The organism is Flagellimonas nanhaiensis, assembly GCF_003382275.1.
In the GTDB taxonomy this organism is placed as follows: Bacteria; Bacteroidota; Bacteroidia; order Flavobacteriales; family Flavobacteriaceae; genus Flagellimonas; species Flagellimonas nanhaiensis.
Genome location: NZ_QTJX01000001.1, coordinates 1,257,161 through 1,274,371 on the forward strand (window position 1 = coordinate 1,257,161; position 17,211 = coordinate 1,274,371).

The following is a 17,211-nucleotide window of genomic DNA, read 5'->3' on the forward strand; positions in this document are numbered from 1 at the left end:
GAAGGGGCTCTATTTATTTGGTTTATAGTTGGTTTTCTTCTATTAAATCAAGCTCTACTTTAAGATTGTTGATGATGAACTCCTGACGGTCCGGTGTATTTTTTCCCATGTAAAATTTCAATAGACTATCTATGCTCATCGCCTTGTCCAGCATTACAGGCTCCAACCTTATGTCATCTCCAATAAAATGTTGGAACTCATCAGGAGAAATCTCACCCAACCCCTTGAAGCGGGTTATTTCAGGTTTTCCAGAAAGCTTTTGAATGGCATCCCTCTTCTCTTCATCACTATAACAATAAATGGTCTCCTTTTTGTTCCTCACCCTAAACAACGGCGTTTGGAGAATGTAAAGGTGGTTCTCTTTAATCAGTTCTGGAAAAAACTGTAGAAAAAATGTAATCAGTAGCAATCTAATATGCATTCCATCTACATCAGCATCTGTGGCAATCACAATATTGTTATACCTCAAGTCTTCCATGGACTCCTCAATGTTCAAGGCAGCTTGCAAAAGATTGAATTCTTCATTTTCGTAAACAATCTTCTTGGACATTCCATAGGAATTCAGTGGTTTTCCTCGTAGACTGAACACCGCCTGGGTATTAACATCCCTGGATTTAGTAATGGAACCTGAAGCAGAATCCCCTTCCGTAATAAAAAGAGTGGTCTCCAACCTACGGTCTTTTTTCATGTCTTGGAGATGGATACGGCAATCTCGAAGTTTCTTGTTGTGGAGACTAGCTTTTTTGGCACGTTCCCTTGCCAACTTTCGGATACCGGACAACTCCTTACGTTCTTTTTCGGCCTGTACAATCTTTCGTTGCAATGCATCAGCCGTTTCCTGATTTTTATGTAGGTAGTTGTCGAGGTATTTTCCAATGAAATCGTTGATATAGGTACGGACGGTGGGTAAATTCCCTCCCATGTCCGTAGAACCCAATTTAGTTTTGGTCTGACTTTCAAAAACCGGCTCCATAACCTTTATGGACACGGCAGAAATTATTGATTTCCTTACATCGGAAGCATCATAATTCTTGCCGTAAAAATCCCGGACCGTTTTTACAATAGCTTCCCGGAAAGCAGCTTGATGCGTACCTCCTTGGGTGGTATGCTGACCATTTACAAAAGAGTGGTACTCTTCACTATATTGTGTCTTGCTATGGGTTATGGCCACTTCTATATCGTCTCCTTTCAGATGGATGATAGGGTATAGAAAATCCTCTGTATTGTTGTTATCCTCCAACAAGTCCTTCAATCCGTTCTCTGAATGGAATTTTTCTCCATTGAAAACAATAGTCAGACCAGGATTTAGATAAACATAGTTTTTGAGCATGCGTTCCACATACTCATTCCGATATTTATATTTTTTGAAAATGGATTCGTCCGGAACAAAACTTACTTTGGTACCCCTGCGTCTTGAAGTCTCTTCCAAGAGCTCTTCATTAACCAGGTTACCTGTTTCAAATTCTGCGGATTTGGATTTTCCTTCCCTAGTGGATTCTACCTTGAAGTAGGTGGACAACGCATTTACCGCCTTGGTCCCTACCCCATTTAATCCAACGGATTTCTTAAAGGCTCGGGTGTCGTACTTTCCTCCAGTATTCATTTTGGAAACCACATCCACCACCTTTCCTAAAGGAATTCCCCGGCCATAATCCCGAACATGGACCGTATTTTCCTTGATGTTGATTTCAATGGTTTTACCAGCCCCCATCACGAACTCATCAATACAGTTATCAATGACTTCCTTGAGCAAAATATAAATACCATCATCTGCGGAAGAACCATCCCCCAGCTTTCCAATGTACATTCCGGGACGCATACGAATATGCTCCTTCCAATCCAGCGAACGAATATTATCCTCGGTATATTGGGTCTGTGCCATTAGTTAAGGGTTAATCCTTGCTAATATAAAATTTAGGGGCAAAAATAAAAGGAATCCCAATAGAAAGTAATCAACAGGGGGTGTTGATACTGGGAGAATAGATACTAGACATGGATGCTAGATGCTAGATGTTAGATGTTAGATGCTAGATGCTAGATATGAGATATGAGATATGAGATATGAGATATGAGATATGAGATGTGAGATGTGAGATGTGAGATGTGAGTACTAAGATAGCTGAAGTCCATTGTTCATTGTCCATTGTCCATTGTTCATTGTTCATTGTTCATTGTTCTAGGGTCTAAAAAGAAAAAAGCGCCCCGAAGGGCGCCCAAAAACTTAAAAAACTACCATCATTATATTTTATAATCAATTACCGGGATCAAAGACCCAGAAATCAGAAAGTTGATCTCCATCATAACCCAATCCCACATAGGCCTTGCCATCAAGTACGAATGCAACTGCCTTTTCTCTAGGTGCACCTGGGAAGTTGGCAACTTTTACCCAAGTATCTGTAGTGGAATCATATTCCCAGAAATCATATAAATTGTTGTCATTGTCATCATACCCTAATCCCACATAAATCTTATTCCCAATGGTAAATGCAGTTGGGGAAGCTCTGACTGGTGCTTCCAGGCCTCCAATATCTGCTTTGCGGGTCCAACTATCCATGTTTGGATCATATTCCCAAAAATCCTTGACTGGAACATGATCGTCATTTTGGTTAACGGAATATCCTCCGCCAACATAACCTTTTCCTTCCTCTTCAAGTGCCACCCCAATAGCTGCATACCTTGGCAGATCAGTTTCACCACCCATATCCGCTTTTTGGATCCAATCTCCGGTGCCGGGATTATACTCCCAAAAGTCTTTGAGAGAAACTCCCCCTTCGCCATTACCTGTCCCATAATACCCTTTGGTCCCAATACTAAATGCAACTGCATTATATCTTGCGATACCCTCAAAAATATCAATGATCGAGGTAAACTCCAATGGTTCAAATGACCAAAAATCGGAGCCGTATCCAGTATTCATAAGAAATCCCGGGGTAATGTATGCTTTCTGGCCTATTACAAAACTAGAATTACCTATATGCCCATATCCGGAAAAATCCAAATTCAAATCTATCCATTCATCGCTCTCATGGTTATAGGTCCAAAAATCCATATCAGGTATTAGCGTTCCTCCTGTGCCTAAACCAACATATGGCACCCCATCTAATACAAATGCAGTGGCATCCCTACGGATTCCTCCCCCAAAATCTGCAATTTGGGTCCAGCTGCCATGGAAAACGGTAAAGTCTTCATCGCTATCGATACTGTTGCCATAAGACGTTGATACCACAATGGGGCCTGTCCTGGAATTTTCAGGTACATTGACCTCTATCTGGCTGCTGCTTTCGTTGACAATCTCCGCCTCTACCCCATTAATGGTAACGGTGTTCCCCGTATCGCTGAAGTTTGCCCCGTCTATAACCACCTTGGTTCCCCATTCACCTTCTTTGGGACTAAAACCATTAATGGATGGGGAGAAAACTATTATTAGGTTCTCCGAACTTGTTGCTGTTTGGTCTCCTACAACCACTTTGATCTTTCCGGTAGTGGCATCTGCTGGCACTTGAATCTTAATTTGGGCTGTATTAAACCAATCTATAGAAGCTTGCACCTCATTGATATATACGGATATCTGTTGGTTATCTGACCCAAAATTGGAGCCTTCAATGGTCACAAAGTCCCCTTTGGTCACGATAGGTGGTGAAAAGCCCGTTATCTGAGGAGCAGGCTGTGGTTCCAATACTGTAAAGTCAGAACTACTGGTGGCGGTACTGCTGCCCACCGTTACCGTGATCTTGCCCGTGGTGGCACCATTTGGTACAGTGGTCTTGAGCTGTGTGGCCGTGGCACTGGTCACCGTGGCCGTGGTGCCGTTGAACTTCACCGTGTTGGCACTGGCCTTGGTGTTGAAGTTTTTTCCAATGATGGACACCTCGGCATCGGGTTCTCCCATTTCTGGGCTAAAACTCGAAATGGACACTTCCGGGTCGGGCGTCGGGTCATCATCCTTTCCGCAGGAGACATAAAAAATTAGGGCCAAGAGCGATAGGCCGAACAGTATCTTTTTTTTCATGGTCAATTGATTTTTTGGGTTCAAAAATTGTCTTAAACCCCTAAATTCTGGATTTTGACCGTGGTTTTGCCCTGCCAATGGACGAATGCCCGATTTGAATTGATGGATTAGGTCATGGATGTTAGATGTGAGATGCTAGATGCTAGATATGAGACTTGAGACTTGAGACTTGAGACTTGAGATGTGAGATGTGAGATGTGAGATTTGGGATATGAGAGGTCCTGAAAAGAAAAAAGCGCCCCGAAGGGCGCGCTAAATATTATTCATATCAGAAGTTAGCTATCACTACAATTTTTTGCGTGGTTCAAATATCCATAATTCTGAAGTGAATTGAGCATTTGCCAAACCTAGCCCAACAAATCCTTTCCCATCAACTCCATGAGCAATTGGGCTAACCCATTCTGATATTCCTTGTGGAGTCATCAATTCGTTCCAACCACCATTGCCTTCCGCATCATATTCCCAAAAGTCTTCATAATAGGAGGCTTGGTTGTTCACATACGTAGAACCATAACCGATGTATCCTTTACTGCCCACTGAAAAAGCAAATGCATAGAGTCTTTCATTGGGAATTGATGCTAATTGGCCCCAACTATCTTCCGCTGGTTCATATTGCCAGAATTCGGAGGAGCCTTCACTTCCTCCGGTCATCCCTAAATGAATGTAAGCTTTGTTGTTTATCACAAAACTAGTACCCAGTTCAAATGGAGAGCCAATGAAATCCTGCTTAGATGTCCAGCTATCATCTGTTGGGTCATATTCCCATACTTCAGCAACACTCTCTGTTCCTTCCCCTGTATCAAATCCACCACCCACGATATAGCCAAGTCCATTTATGCTAAAACCTGTCGCCTTTTGCTTACCGGCACCTGGAAATGGAGCATCCATCAAGGTCCAAGAACCTCCATCTCCATTGTTGGGGTCATACTCCCAAACTTCGGAGGAATCCCCATTTTGCAAAGAATTACCTCCAACAATGTATGCCTTTTTATTTATTACAAACGATGTAGACGTTGTTAACTTGTCATCCATAGCCATAGGAAAATTTGTTTTTTTGCTCCAGCTATCCGAAGTTGTGTCATAGCCCCATAACTCATGATCCGTTAAATGATCCGAAGTTGAACCAAGGCCTGAGTAGATTATGCCATCAATAACAAAACTCACCCCAAAAACCCTTCCTTCCTCATTGGGGTAACTTTCGACCTGCGTCCATTTTGCAGGCGAAAATACTTCAAACTCCTCTGTGCTTGTCACTGTCGTCCCGTCCGTGGTCACGCTAATTTTTGCAGAGACAGCATTGTCAGGTACAGTCACTGTCAGCTCATCGGCCTTCGCCGTGACCACTTCAGCCTCTACGGTACCGAACTTGACCACATTTTCACCTGCTGTGGTGCTGAAATTTGTTCCCGTTAAAATTACGCTACTGCCACGTTCTCCTTCCATGGGCTGGAAACCGGTTATCTGAAGAGCAGGTTGTGGTTCCAATACAGTAAAGTCAGAACTACTGGTGGCGGTACTGCTGCCCACCGTTACCGTGATCTTGCCCGTGGTGGCACCATTTGGTACAGTGGTCTTGAGCTGTGTGGCCGTGGCACTGGTCACCGTGGCCGTGGTGCCGTTGAACTTCACCGTATTACCACTGGCCGTTTTGCCAAAATTTTTACCAATTAAGGTCACCTCGGTACCGGGTTCCCCTGACCCCGGGGAAAAACTTGTGATTTCCACTTCCTCTTGTTCCGGGGTTGTTGTGGAGTCGTCATCCTTTCCACAGGAAACATAAAAAATTAGGGCCAATAACGATAGGCCGAACAGTATCTTTTTTTTCATCGTCAATTGATTTAGGGTTCAAAAATTGTCTTAAACCCCTAAATTCTAGATTTTGACCATGGTTTTGCCCTGCCAATGGACGGATGCCCATTTTGAATTGATGGATGGGAGAATAGATGTGAGATGTGAGATGTGAGATGTGAGAAATCTAAACGCTACACTCTACTTTCAGTACCCTTCACCAAAAAAACCTTTACCCTTCGCCCCGGAATCTAACCCTAAACTAGACTTGAGATATGGGATTTGAGAATTCTGGTATCTGATGTCTGAAATCTAAAATCTGATGAGGCAATCACACATTAAACCTAAAATGCATCACATCCCCATCTTGCACAATGTATTCCTTCCCCTCCACTCGCATGCGGCCAGCTTCTTTTACTTTGGCCTCGCTGCCATGTTTTACATAATCATCATAGGAAATGACCTCGGCGCGGATGAATCCTTTTTCAAAATCTGTATGGATGACCCCAGCCGCTTGAGGAGCTGTGGCCCCAACCGGAATGGTCCAAGCCCTAACTTCCTTCTTTCCCGCAGTGAAATAGGTTTCTAGGTCTAATAGTTTATATGCTCCACGGATAAGTTTTGCCGAACCTGGTTCTGAAAGCCCCAAATCCTCCAAAAACATTTGTCGCTCCTCGTAGGTTTCCAATTCCGTTATATCTGCTTCGGTGCCTACGGCTAAAAAGATGACCTCCGCATTTTCATTTGTCACGGCTTGCTTTACTTTCTCAACATAAGCATTTCCGTCAACAGCAGATTCTTCATCAACATTACAAACATACATTACAGGTTTGTCCGTAATCAACTGTAACGGCTTTACATACTCCAATCTGTCATCTTCTCCAACCTCAATGGCCCTGATGGACATCCCTGCTTCCAAGCCTTCTTTTAACTTTGTTAAAACGGCCTCTTCTTTCTGAGCTTCCTTGTTACCAGTTTTAGCGGCACGTTTTACTTTGTCCAGCTTTTTCTCAACACTTTCCAAATCCTTTAGTTGAAGCTCCATGTCAATGGTTTCTTTATCACGAATAGGATCTACGGAACCATCTACATGGACTACATTGTCATTGTCAAAACAACGAAGGACATGAAGAATGGCGTCGGTTTCACGAATATTCCCCAAAAACTGGTTCCCAAGTCCCTCTCCCTTGCTAGCTCCTTTTACCAAACCTGCAATGTCTACGATTTCCACAGTAGCAGGAATCACACGTTCCGGCTCTACAAGCTCTTCCAATTTTTCCAATCGGGCGTCAGGAACATTCACCACCCCAATATTGGGTTCAATGGTACAAAAAGGAAAATTGGCACTTTGTGCCTTTGCATTGGACAAACAATTGAACAGGGTTGATTTACCAACATTGGGCAATCCTACGATACCGGCTTTCATTAATTAGATTTCAGATATTAGACATGAGATTTCAGAAAACAGCCTTCAGGTAACATAAGATTTCAGGGAGTAACTACTGATATCTGGTAAGTGTTAATTGATAACTGCTAATGAATCAAGGCTGCAAATATAAGTTGAAGTTTTTGTTTATGAACGCTCGGTCTTATCCTAGTATCCTTTGATCAAAAGATAGAACCCGATTACAAAAATGGCCAGAATGGCCAATATGACCACCAATGAAAGGATACAGCCCAATTGTTTCCAGAAACCTCTATATTCTTTCTCCTTTTTTTCCATGCGTTCATTTTACAAGACCACGCAAAAGTAATAAGAAAAACCACGACGGTTATTTAGTTGAATAAAGCATTTCTCTGCGCAATTCTCCTCTCAATTCTTAAATTTGGCACATGGGTAAAATCACAATTCAGGGAATTCTATATGATGAAAAGTCCTCTTTTTTAAAAGGACCTAGTTTGGCCCCGCCATTGATTCGGAAGGCTTATCACAGTGAATCAGCAAACTATTATGCAGAAGATGGCAGTTTCATAACCCCTGAGTTGTTCTTAGATACCGGGGACCATAAAATCAAGGAGTATTTTGATATCTCGGTTAAGACAGCAAAACATCTGGAAATTGGGAATCCCATGATTACCTTGGGCGGTGACCATTCCATTACCTATCCCATAATCCAGGCATTTCGCTCCGTCCATGGAAAAATGGACATTTTGCACATTGATGCCCACGGAGACCTCTATGAAAGTTTTGAAGGCGACCCCCATTCACATGCATGTCCCTTTTATAATATTATGAAAAATGGACTTGCGGAAAATTTGTATCAAGTCGGCATTCGTACCTTGAATGATTCGCAACGGGCCAATGCTAAAAAATTCGGAGTAAAAATCAATGAGATGAGGGACTTCGCATCTTTCAAAATGCCAACTTTTAAAAACCCTTTATATCTTTCTTTTGATATGGACGCACTGGACCCAGCATTTGCACCAGGGGTTTCTCATCACGAGCCTGGAGGGTTGAATACTAGGCAAGTAATCGATATCATTCAAAAGATTGAAGTTCCAATATTAGGTGCAGATATAGTTGAATACAATCCTACAAGGGACATCAACGACATGACCGCCATGGTCTGCGCAAAAATATTCAGGGAAATAGCTGCTAAAATGCTTTAGCATTTACCCATCTGGGTGCATGAACCGTTGCTTGCCCAAAAGTTCATCTTCGCTTTCAACACGGTCTTCATCAGGAACGCAACAATCCACAGGACAAACGGCGGCACATTGGGGTTCTTCATGGAAACCCATGCACTCCGTGCATTTATCCGGGGCAATATAATAGACTTCATCGCTAATGGGGTCCTGCACCTCATCGGCATTGACTTCTTTTCCATCAGGAAGTACGATATCTCCCTTCAATGAAGTGCCATCACTGTATCTCCATTCATCCGCGCCCTCATAAATAGCAGTGTTGGGGCATTCTGGTTCGCACGCACCACAATTGATGCACTCGTCTGTTATTATAATAGCCATAATTTTCTTTTCCTTTGCGCTGAATCATTTCAGCATGCTTACTTTTGACAAAAATAAACCCTACTTAATAAGTGTACAAATATAATGAAGGTGCAACTTCCCATAGTTAAAGCTTTTGTAAACCTCGGAACTTATCTCCGTAATTATTGTGAAAATGATAACACCCAAAGCAAAGCTGAATCCAATATTGATGACGCAATAGTTAATGCTGGGCAACACAATGGATGGTTTACTCAAGATAACATTCTTTTTGCCTTAAGGGAATGGGCACACTTGTTGACTGAAGAGAATTTGCTTCAATGGTTGAACAATTATGATCTAGAAAAAGACAATGATCCAAAGACAGTAGGTATTGTTATGGCCGGAAACATTCCCTTGGTGGGATTCCATGATTTATTGTGTGTACTGTTATCTGGGAACAAAGTCTTGGTGAAGCTCTCCTCTAACGATAAGATACTGCTTCCTTTCTTAGCAAAGTATTTAATTGAGCAAGAACCATCACTTAGTGAAAAAATAACATTTGTAGAGGGCAAGTTTGAGGATTTTGATGCCATCATTGCAACCGGAAGTAACAATACTAGCCGTTATTTTGAATATTATTTCTCAAAAGGCCCGCATATCATCAGAAAGAACAGGAGTTCAGTTGCCATTCTCCAAGGAACAGAAACCCAAGAGCAATTGAAGGCCCTGTCCGCAGATATTTTCCAATATTTTGGGTTGGGCTGCCGTAATGTTTCCAAACTATTCGTACCCAGGGGATACGACTTTGAACCTTTTTTCAATGCAGTTTTTGATTCAAAAGACATCATTGACCATCATAAGTACGCCAACAATTACGACTACAACAAAGCCGTATATCTCATGAGCGAACTCAAAATACTGGACAATGGTTTCTTGATTCTTAAAGAAGATGAAGGATACTCCTCTCCTATTGCAGTACTCTTTTATTCCTACTATGATTCAGAAGCGGAACTAAGGGCACAACTCAAGGAGGAATCTTCTATGATTCAATGTGTTGTTTCCAAAGGAAATGAAGGTGAAGAGATTCCCTTTGGAAATACCCAGAAGCCAAAATTGGATGATTATGCAGATGGGGTGGACACCATGGATTTTCTTTTAAAACTTTGATGCAAAACTCTCCATTTGTATCGTTCATAGATCAAAGTTTTTTTAAGACCTTTGCCAGGTAATTCAAGAAAATGAAAAAACATAACTTCAGTGCAGGACCTTGTATTCTGCCCCAGGAGGTAATGCAAAAAGCCTCAGAAGCCGTAGTGGAACTTGATGGTATCGGACTTTCGCTCATTGAGATTTCCCACCGTAGTAAAGAATTTGTGGCCATAATGGAAAAGGCCCGCTCCCTTGCCCTTGAATTGCTTGGGTTGGAAGGAAAAGGATATCAAGCACTATTTCTTCAAGGCGGTGCCAGCACCCAATTTTTAATGGCAGCTTATAACCTCTTGGAGAAAAAAGCTGGATACGTAAATACAGGAACATGGAGCCTTAAAGCCATTAAGGAAGCAAGGCTGTTTGGGGAAATCATGGAAGTTGCATCATCTCAGGACCAAAACTTCAACTATATACCCAAAGGGTATACGGTTCCAAACGACTTGGATTACTTGCACCTTACCTCCAACAACACCATTTTTGGAACACAGATCAAAGAGTTTCCAAAAACCAACGTGCCCTTGGTATGCGATATGAGTTCGGATATTTTCTCAAGGCAACTCGATTTCTCAAAGTTTGATCTCATTTATGCCGGAGCACAGAAAAACATGGGGCCCGCTGGTACCACTTTAGTTGTGGTCAAAGAAGATATTTTGGGCAAGGTCTCCAGGAAAATTCCATCCATGTTGGATTATTCGGTTCATGCCGGTAAGGACAGCATGTTCAATACCCCACCAGTTTTTGCAGTTTATGTATCTATGTTGACCATGCAGTGGCTAAAAGATATGGGAGGTATCCCAGCTATTGAAGAAATCAATGAGAAAAAAGCCAATCTTATCTATTCCGAAATAGAATTGAATCCGGTATTCTCAGGATTTGCAGCCAAAGAGGACAGATCTGTCATGAACGCCACTTTCAACATCACCGATGAAACCTTGAAAGATATCTTTGATGAAAAATGCAAAGAAGCTGGAATAAGTGGAATAAACGGGCATCGTTCAGTGGGAGGATATCGCGCATCAATGTACAATGCCCTATCCTTGGAAAGTGTTGGAGTGCTCGTAGATATTATGAGCGAATTGGAAAAGAAGGGATAACGCATGGTTAAGGTTTTAGCAAACGATGGTCTGTCCCAAACAGGACAAGACGCGTTGGAAAAAGCAGGTTTTGAGGTTATTACCACAAAAGTTGCCCAAGAACAGTTGGCAAACTTCATAAATGAAAAAGGTGTAAATGCCCTTTTGGTGCGAAGTGCAACCGAAGTAAGAAAATCTCTGATCGATGCTTGCCCAGATTTAAAATTGATCGGCAGAGGTGGTGTTGGCATGGATAATATCGATGTTCAATATGCCAAGGATAAAGGCATCCATGTAATCAACACCCCAGCAGCCTCTTCAGATTCTGTTGCAGAGCTTGTTTTTGCGCATTTGTTCAATGGGGTCAGGTTTTTACACGATTCCAATAGAAATATGCCCCTGGAGGGCGATAGCAAATTCAAACAATTAAAAAAGAGTTATGCTGGAGGTTCTGAGCTCAAGGGAAAAACGTTGGGTATTATCGGTTTTGGAAGAATAGGCCAGGCAACCGCAAAGGTGGCACTTGGGTTGGGCATGAAAGTTCTTTACAATGACCATCACAGGGAAGAAACCACTTTGAATCTTGACTTTTTTGATGGACAATCCGTAGGATTCACACTTAAAAACACTGATTTTGAAGATGTTCTCCAAAATTCAGATTACATAAGCCTACATGTGCCGGCTCAAAATGGATATGTGATTGGAGAAAAAGAGTTTAAGATAATGAAGGACGGCGCTGGCATTGTCAATGCCGCCCGTGGAGGTGTGCTGGATGAGGTAGCTCTTGTAGCTGCTTTGGAAAGCGGAAAGATTGCTTTTGCTGGTCTAGATGTGTATGAATCAGAACCCAAACCTGAAATTAAGATTCTGATGCACCCAGGGATTTCCCTAACGCCGCATATTGGAGCGTCCACAAAAGAAGCACAACAACGCATTGGTTCAGAACTTGCCGGACAGATTATTGAATTGTTGCAATAATTTTTTGTTACAAAAAATCCTCAGGAACTCCCTTTTTTGTACATTGTCCGCTAAACTAAACACTATTAACAATGTCAGGATTATTAGAATTATTGAATAGCCCTATGGGCAAACAACTTATCAGCGGAGTTGCTGGTCAAACAGGACAATCAGAAAGCAAAACAGCCGATGTCTTGGGAATGGCAATGCCGCTTTTAATGGGTGCCATGAAAAGAAATGCCTCCAATGCAAATGGAGCCGAAGGTTTGATGAACGCCCTCTCTTCTAAACACGATGGAAGCATTTTGGACGACTTAGGAGGTCTTTTTGGTGGTGGCGTAGATCAAAGTGTAATGGATGATGGTGCCGGAATTCTTGGACATATTTTTGGATCCAAACAGACTCAAGTAGAAAGTGCATTGAGCAACAAGTCAGGAATAGACTCAGGTTCCATTGCTCAAATTCTTAAAATAGCTGCTCCCATATTATTGGGATATTTGGGAAAACAGACCAGACAACAAAAGGTGAGCAGTCCAGATGCGCTGACCGGACTTTTAGGTGGCCTCATGGGAGGTGGAAGTACTGCAAACAAACAACAGTCCCTAATAGAAACCTTCTTGGATTCGGACGGAGACGGCAGCGTCATTGATGACCTTGCTGGTATGGTTCTGAGTGGAGGTGGTCAAAAGAAAAGCGGATTGGGCGGTCTATTGGGCGGTCTTTTTGGCAAGTAACCATCGTCTTAACTTTATTTAACAAGGCCATTTGAGTTTTCAAATGGCTTTTTTTGTACCTTAAGGTTATGAAAAAGAAAGCTTTAACCCACGTACTGATTGGATTTTTAACGTTCGGCTTGTTGACTTCCTGCACAGCTCAAAAAGAAGCCCTGGAAATCTCTACCGAAGAACAAGCCGTATTTGATTCCACGGATGAGGAACAAGTAGAGATCAAAGATGAGAACACCGAATACGAAATCATCATTATTGAACCCGGTTTTTTTACTTGGTTACAGAGCATAGCACGTCCAGAAGGCTATTACTCCCAATCTTTTCTAGAAAACCGTAATGCTCTTATGGTGATGGAATGGAATAGAAGGGTCATTCAACCCCGACAATTCAATCCCAATCTTTATGAGCTTCAAATTAACTATGAGCCAGGGATAGACTATGGCTACGAGGTGAATTATAAACTCTATAATTATTTTATTTATTTCCAAAGGAAATACAGGCAACGACTGGGGCCCTTTATCCCTCGAATTTAATGTGCTATTTTTACCATCTCTTCAAATAACAGGTAGATGGGAAAAATTAAGCGTCGATGGGAAATTGATAAAAACTGGCAACTACTATTCCCTATTCTTGGCGCCGTTTTGGTAATGCTTACGGCCTATATGATTTCCAGGAGGTTTTTGCACCTTTTCAATCTCAACAATACTTATTTTGAATGGCCATTTACCATAGGTATTTCCATTGGTTTGTATTTTTTGATGGTTCGCTTTTTTCTATGGTGTTTTAAAAAACTTGAAGGAAAATGGAAAGTGGACCAGAAATGGGAAATGATTGCCATTTTTATCGTTTTTGCGGTTACGGGAAGTGTGTCTGGAAAATTGGCAGGCCCCGTGGCCGAATGGATAGGTTTTTATAAAGAATCAATGTCCGGATGGATTTATTGGCCAGTTCGTATTCTTCTTATTTTTCCTCTATATCAAATACTTTTGGTAGGCTTTGGTTGGATCTTTGGTCAGTATGGTTTCTTTTGGAATTTTGAAAAAAAGATGCTCAAACGTATGGGTTTGGGTTTCCTAATCCCATAGTTTATGTTTTTGTTAACATAATGCTTGCACCCAAATTGTCTAGATTTGTGCCGTCATGTCGGTTATGAGGAAATTTATTGGCCTTCTTTTATTTACTTCCTTGATGGTCATCAAGGTTTCCAGCTTTCATGTGTACGCCCATCAAGATGGCGATTCTGAAACAATAGAAAACTGTAACATCTGTGATTTAGCCCTTGAAAATCAAACCTTGGATTTTCAAACATCTGACAACTCCTATGTGCTGGATGACACAGAGTTTTCAATAAAATACCAAAAAACACTCAAGGACGAACAGCTCAAAGAACAATCATTTGATTATTATCTCTCTTCGAGGCCCCCTCCCACTCCAGTGGTCTAACTGTTCGCCCAACATCTTCTAGTTTCGTAAGGAAACACACCTATTGCAATTAAATTTATTGATTTGATAATGAAAACACTGTTTTTCATAGCTCTTGTAGCAATGTCACATTTTTTTGTGGCCGCCCAAGAATGTAATAATGTTCTAAAAGGTCAAGTAACCGATTACCATAGTAAATTGGAATTGGACGATGCAACCATTTTCATCATTGAAAATAACAGAGAGACCAAAACAAACAAGAATGGTAAGTTTAGGTTTGATGACCTATGTTCCGGAACCTACCAAATTGAAGTTTCCCATCCCGAATGCACCACCATAATAGTGGATGTACAAGTGCAGGGCACTACCAACATTGATATTAAACTAGAGCACCACCTTGAGGAATTGGATGAGGTGGATGTAGTGGGCGATGCCATTAGGAACAAGACCAAAAGCGCCCAGGAAGAAAAACTTAAACTTAAGACCCTAGAACTATATAGCGCCGGGAATTTAGGAGATGCCCTAAAGGAATTGGGTGGGGTTTCTTCCCTGAACACTGGAGCTAACATCGTAAAACCTACCATTCACGGTCTTAATGGCAGTCGGGTTCTCATTTTAAATGATGGGGTCCGTATGCAGGATATGGAATGGGGAGACGAGCACGCTCCCAACATCGATATCAACTCAGCTGGTTCCATTTCATTGATCAAAGGAGCTTCGGCCCTTCAATATGGCGGAGATGCCATAGGTGGGGTCATAGTTATGGAACAGGCCAAAATTCCGGTTAAGGATACCCTTTATGGAAAAACGTTGTTGAGTGGTGTTTCAAATGGAAGAGGTGGAAACATTACTTCTGAGTTAACCCGTGCCTTTGGAGGAGGTTGGTTTATAAAAGGCCAGGGGTCTTATAAACGTCTTGGCGATCACGAAGCCCCCGATTACATACTGTCCAACACGGGAGTTCAAGAAATAGGTGCTTCGCTTCAATTTGGAAAAAACCTGTTTACCTGGGGTTGGGATGCCCGTTATTCGTACTACACCACCGAGATTGCCATTCTAAGGGCCTCACATATTGGAAATGTGGACGATTTAATAAGAAGCATTAATAATGGAGAACCGGAAATCATCCGATCTTTTACCTATGATTTGCAAAATCCTAGACAAGAGGTCAAGCATCATCTTGGAAAACTACGGTTTTATAAACGTTTTGAAGGTTTAGGAAAATTGAACGTCCAATACGATTTTCAAAACAACCGAAGGTTTGAATTTGATGTAAGACGTGGTGAAGAAGATGATAGGGCTTCTATCGATCTAGAACTTACCACTCATACCATATCCACTGACTTTAAATGGGATGCCAAAGAAGATTATAAATTGCAGGTTGGTTTATTGGGAAGGTATCAGGATAATTTTGCAAACCCTTCTACTGGTGTAAGAAGATTGATCCCGGACTACAATAAATATGATCTGGGTGCTTTTGTCACCGGAGAATATAGGGTCAATGACCAATTACTTTTGGAAGCCGGACTTCGGTATGACTTTAGTCAAATTGATGCCGATAAGTTTTATAGGACCTCCCGATGGGAAGAGCGGGGCTACGATCAAGAATTTCAGGATTTGGTTGTTCAAGACTTGGGAACAGACCTTTTGGTGAACCCAGTTTTTGACTACCACAATGTTTCAGCAAGTTTTGGTCTAAGTAATTATTTTCAGGATGGCTCTAATCTTAAGTTTAACTATGCCCTGGCACAGAGAGCTCCAAACCCCTCAGAATTATTCAGTGATGGATTGCACCATTCCGCTGCACGTATCGAGCTTGGTGATTTGCGCATAGATAGCGAAACTTCCCATAAGTTTTCCGCTTCCTACCACAAAAAGTTTGACCATTGGGGATTCAATATCGAACCTTTTGCCAATTGGATCTCGGATTTTATTCTATTGGAGCCTGCGGATGTCGAGTTTACCATTCGAGGAGCATTCCCTGTATGGGAGTACCGTCAAACCGATGCCCGACTATTAGGGGTGGATGTCAACGTTGAGGCAGATTGGCTTTCCAATTTGAACTCAGAACACCAATTCTCATTGGTAAAAGGAACGGACACAGAAAATAACGGTGCTTTGATCAATATTCCAGCTGCCAACTTTAGAAACAAATTGACTTTTACGAAGCCGCAATGGAACGATTTTGAAGTGTCTTTGGTCAGTAACTATGTGTTCAGACAAAACGAAGTTCCAGACAACATTATGGTCTTTTCTCCAGAGCAACAAGAAGAAGTGCTTTTGGAGATAAACACCCCACCAGATGCCTATCATCTCTTAGGGCTTGATTCTCAAATGAAATTTCCTTTAGGAAAGTCCACAGTATTGACCACAGCTCTAAGAGTAGATAACATTTTAGACATCAGGTATAGAGATTATCTCAATAGACAACGTTACTTCGCCGATAATCTGGGAAGAAACATCATACTACAATTAAAATTGAATTATTAACCTTAAATATTGAATATCAAATCCATTAAATCATGAAAACAATTAAATTATTAGCCGCATTTTTACTAGCCAACTTGGTTTTTGTATCCTGCTCAGATGATGATAGTTCTCCGGAACCAGTCAATGAAGAGGAGACCATTACAACCATGACGGTAACATTGCAACCTACAGGCGGTACTGCAATTACCCTACAATCTAGAGATTTGGATGGGGACGGACCCAATGCTCCCGTAGTTACAGTTTCTGGAAACTTAGCAGCCAGTACCACTTATAGCGGAAGCATTGTCCTTCTAAACGAAACTGAGACTCCAGCTGAGGATATTACCGAAGAAGTAGAGGCTGAAGATGAAGAACACCAATTTTTCTTCGTGACCACAGGTAATATTGCAAGTGTCGACTATACCGACCAAGACGGAGATAACAATCCCGTTGGTTTGACTTTTGATTTAACCACAGGAGACGCTGGAAATGCAACATTGGCAATTACGCTTAGGCATGAGCCTAAAAAACCCAATGATGGTACTTTAAGCGATGCAGGTGGTGAAACAGATTTTACCGAAACTTTCAACCTTACTGTTGAATAAGAACCAATTGTTTTCTATGTGAG

The 17,211-nt window shown here is 41.7% G+C and carries 16 protein-coding genes; 10 read left to right on the top strand and 6 right to left on the bottom strand.

Annotated features, from left to right (window positions below; genetic code table 11):
- Window positions 1-22: 22 nt before the first annotated feature.
- The 5 genes from DX873_RS05740 to DX873_RS19145 all read right to left on the bottom strand — a co-directional run bounded on the left by DX873_RS05740 (window position 23) and on the right by DX873_RS19145 (window position 7,520).
- On the bottom strand, window positions 23-1,882 hold the full coding sequence (locus DX873_RS05740; RefSeq protein WP_116183535.1) for a DNA topoisomerase IV subunit B: 1,860 nt from the start codon (window positions 1,880-1,882) through the stop codon (window positions 23-25).
- Window positions 1,883-2,251: 369 nt separating this feature from the next.
- Window positions 2,252-4,009 (bottom strand): IPT/TIG domain-containing protein, encoded by a 1,758-nt coding sequence (locus DX873_RS05745; protein ID WP_147296610.1) that lies wholly within the window; start codon window positions 4,007-4,009, stop codon window positions 2,252-2,254.
- A gap of 285 nt (window positions 4,010-4,294) precedes the next feature.
- Complete coding sequence (locus DX873_RS05750) at window positions 4,295-5,836, bottom strand: IPT/TIG domain-containing protein (protein WP_116183537.1); 1,542 nt, start codon at window positions 5,834-5,836, stop codon at window positions 4,295-4,297.
- A 292-nt stretch (window positions 5,837-6,128) separates the two neighbouring features.
- Window positions 6,129-7,223 (bottom strand): redox-regulated ATPase YchF, encoded by a 1,095-nt coding sequence (ychF, locus tag DX873_RS05755; protein ID WP_116183538.1) that lies wholly within the window; start codon window positions 7,221-7,223, stop codon window positions 6,129-6,131.
- A gap of 168 nt (window positions 7,224-7,391) precedes the next feature.
- Window positions 7,392-7,520, bottom strand: a complete 129-nt coding sequence (locus DX873_RS19145) for a hypothetical protein (protein ID WP_262510994.1) — start codon at window positions 7,518-7,520, stop codon at window positions 7,392-7,394.
- Window positions 7,521-7,630: 110 nt separating this feature from the next.
- Between DX873_RS19145 and speB the strand changes: the two genes are divergently transcribed.
- A complete protein-coding gene (gene speB, locus DX873_RS05760) occupies window positions 7,631-8,407 on the top strand; it encodes an agmatinase (RefSeq protein WP_116183539.1) in 777 nt (258 codons plus the stop codon).
- Between the two features lie 3 nt (window positions 8,408-8,410).
- Here speB and DX873_RS05765 read toward each other — a convergent pair whose 3' ends face one another.
- A complete protein-coding gene (locus tag DX873_RS05765; RefSeq protein ID WP_116183540.1) occupies window positions 8,411-8,764 on the bottom strand; it encodes a 4Fe-4S dicluster domain-containing protein in 354 nt (117 codons plus the stop codon).
- 84 nt (window positions 8,765-8,848) lie between these two features.
- Between DX873_RS05765 and DX873_RS05770 the strand changes: the two genes are divergently transcribed.
- From DX873_RS05770 to DX873_RS05810, 9 genes are all read left to right on the top strand, one after another.
- Window positions 8,849-9,892 carry an acyl-CoA reductase gene (locus tag DX873_RS05770; protein ID WP_116183541.1) on the top strand — a complete coding sequence of 348 codons (1,044 nt, stop codon included), beginning with the start codon at window positions 8,849-8,851 and terminating at the stop codon, window positions 9,890-9,892.
- 71 nt (window positions 9,893-9,963) lie between these two features.
- Entirely contained in the window at window positions 9,964-11,028 is a 1,065-nt protein-coding gene (serC, locus tag DX873_RS05775) for a 3-phosphoserine/phosphohydroxythreonine transaminase (RefSeq protein ID WP_116183542.1), read from the top strand.
- 3 nt (window positions 11,029-11,031) lie between these two features.
- On the top strand, window positions 11,032-11,985 hold the full coding sequence (locus tag DX873_RS05780) for a D-2-hydroxyacid dehydrogenase (protein WP_116183543.1): 954 nt from the start codon (window positions 11,032-11,034) through the stop codon (window positions 11,983-11,985).
- A 71-nt stretch (window positions 11,986-12,056) separates the two neighbouring features.
- Complete coding sequence (locus DX873_RS05785; protein ID WP_116183544.1) at window positions 12,057-12,698, top strand: DUF937 domain-containing protein; 642 nt, start codon at window positions 12,057-12,059, stop codon at window positions 12,696-12,698.
- 68 nt (window positions 12,699-12,766) lie between these two features.
- Window positions 12,767-13,225 carry a DUF6146 family protein gene (locus tag DX873_RS05790; RefSeq protein ID WP_116183545.1) on the top strand — a complete coding sequence of 153 codons (459 nt, stop codon included), beginning with the start codon at window positions 12,767-12,769 and terminating at the stop codon, window positions 13,223-13,225.
- A 36-nt stretch (window positions 13,226-13,261) separates the two neighbouring features.
- Window positions 13,262-13,777: a DUF6787 family protein gene (locus DX873_RS05795; RefSeq protein ID WP_116183546.1), complete on the top strand. Its 516-nt coding sequence runs from the start codon at window positions 13,262-13,264 to the stop codon at window positions 13,775-13,777.
- A gap of 64 nt (window positions 13,778-13,841) precedes the next feature.
- Entirely contained in the window at window positions 13,842-14,135 is a 294-nt protein-coding gene (locus DX873_RS05800) for a hypothetical protein (RefSeq protein WP_116183547.1), read from the top strand.
- Window positions 14,136-14,204: 69 nt separating this feature from the next.
- Window positions 14,205-16,604 (top strand): TonB-dependent receptor, encoded by a 2,400-nt coding sequence (locus DX873_RS05805; protein ID WP_116183548.1) that lies wholly within the window; start codon window positions 14,205-14,207, stop codon window positions 16,602-16,604.
- A 32-nt stretch (window positions 16,605-16,636) separates the two neighbouring features.
- Window positions 16,637-17,188 carry a type 1 periplasmic binding fold superfamily protein gene (locus tag DX873_RS05810; RefSeq protein WP_116183549.1) on the top strand — a complete coding sequence of 184 codons (552 nt, stop codon included), beginning with the start codon at window positions 16,637-16,639 and terminating at the stop codon, window positions 17,186-17,188.
- Window positions 17,189-17,211: the final 23 nt, after the last annotated feature.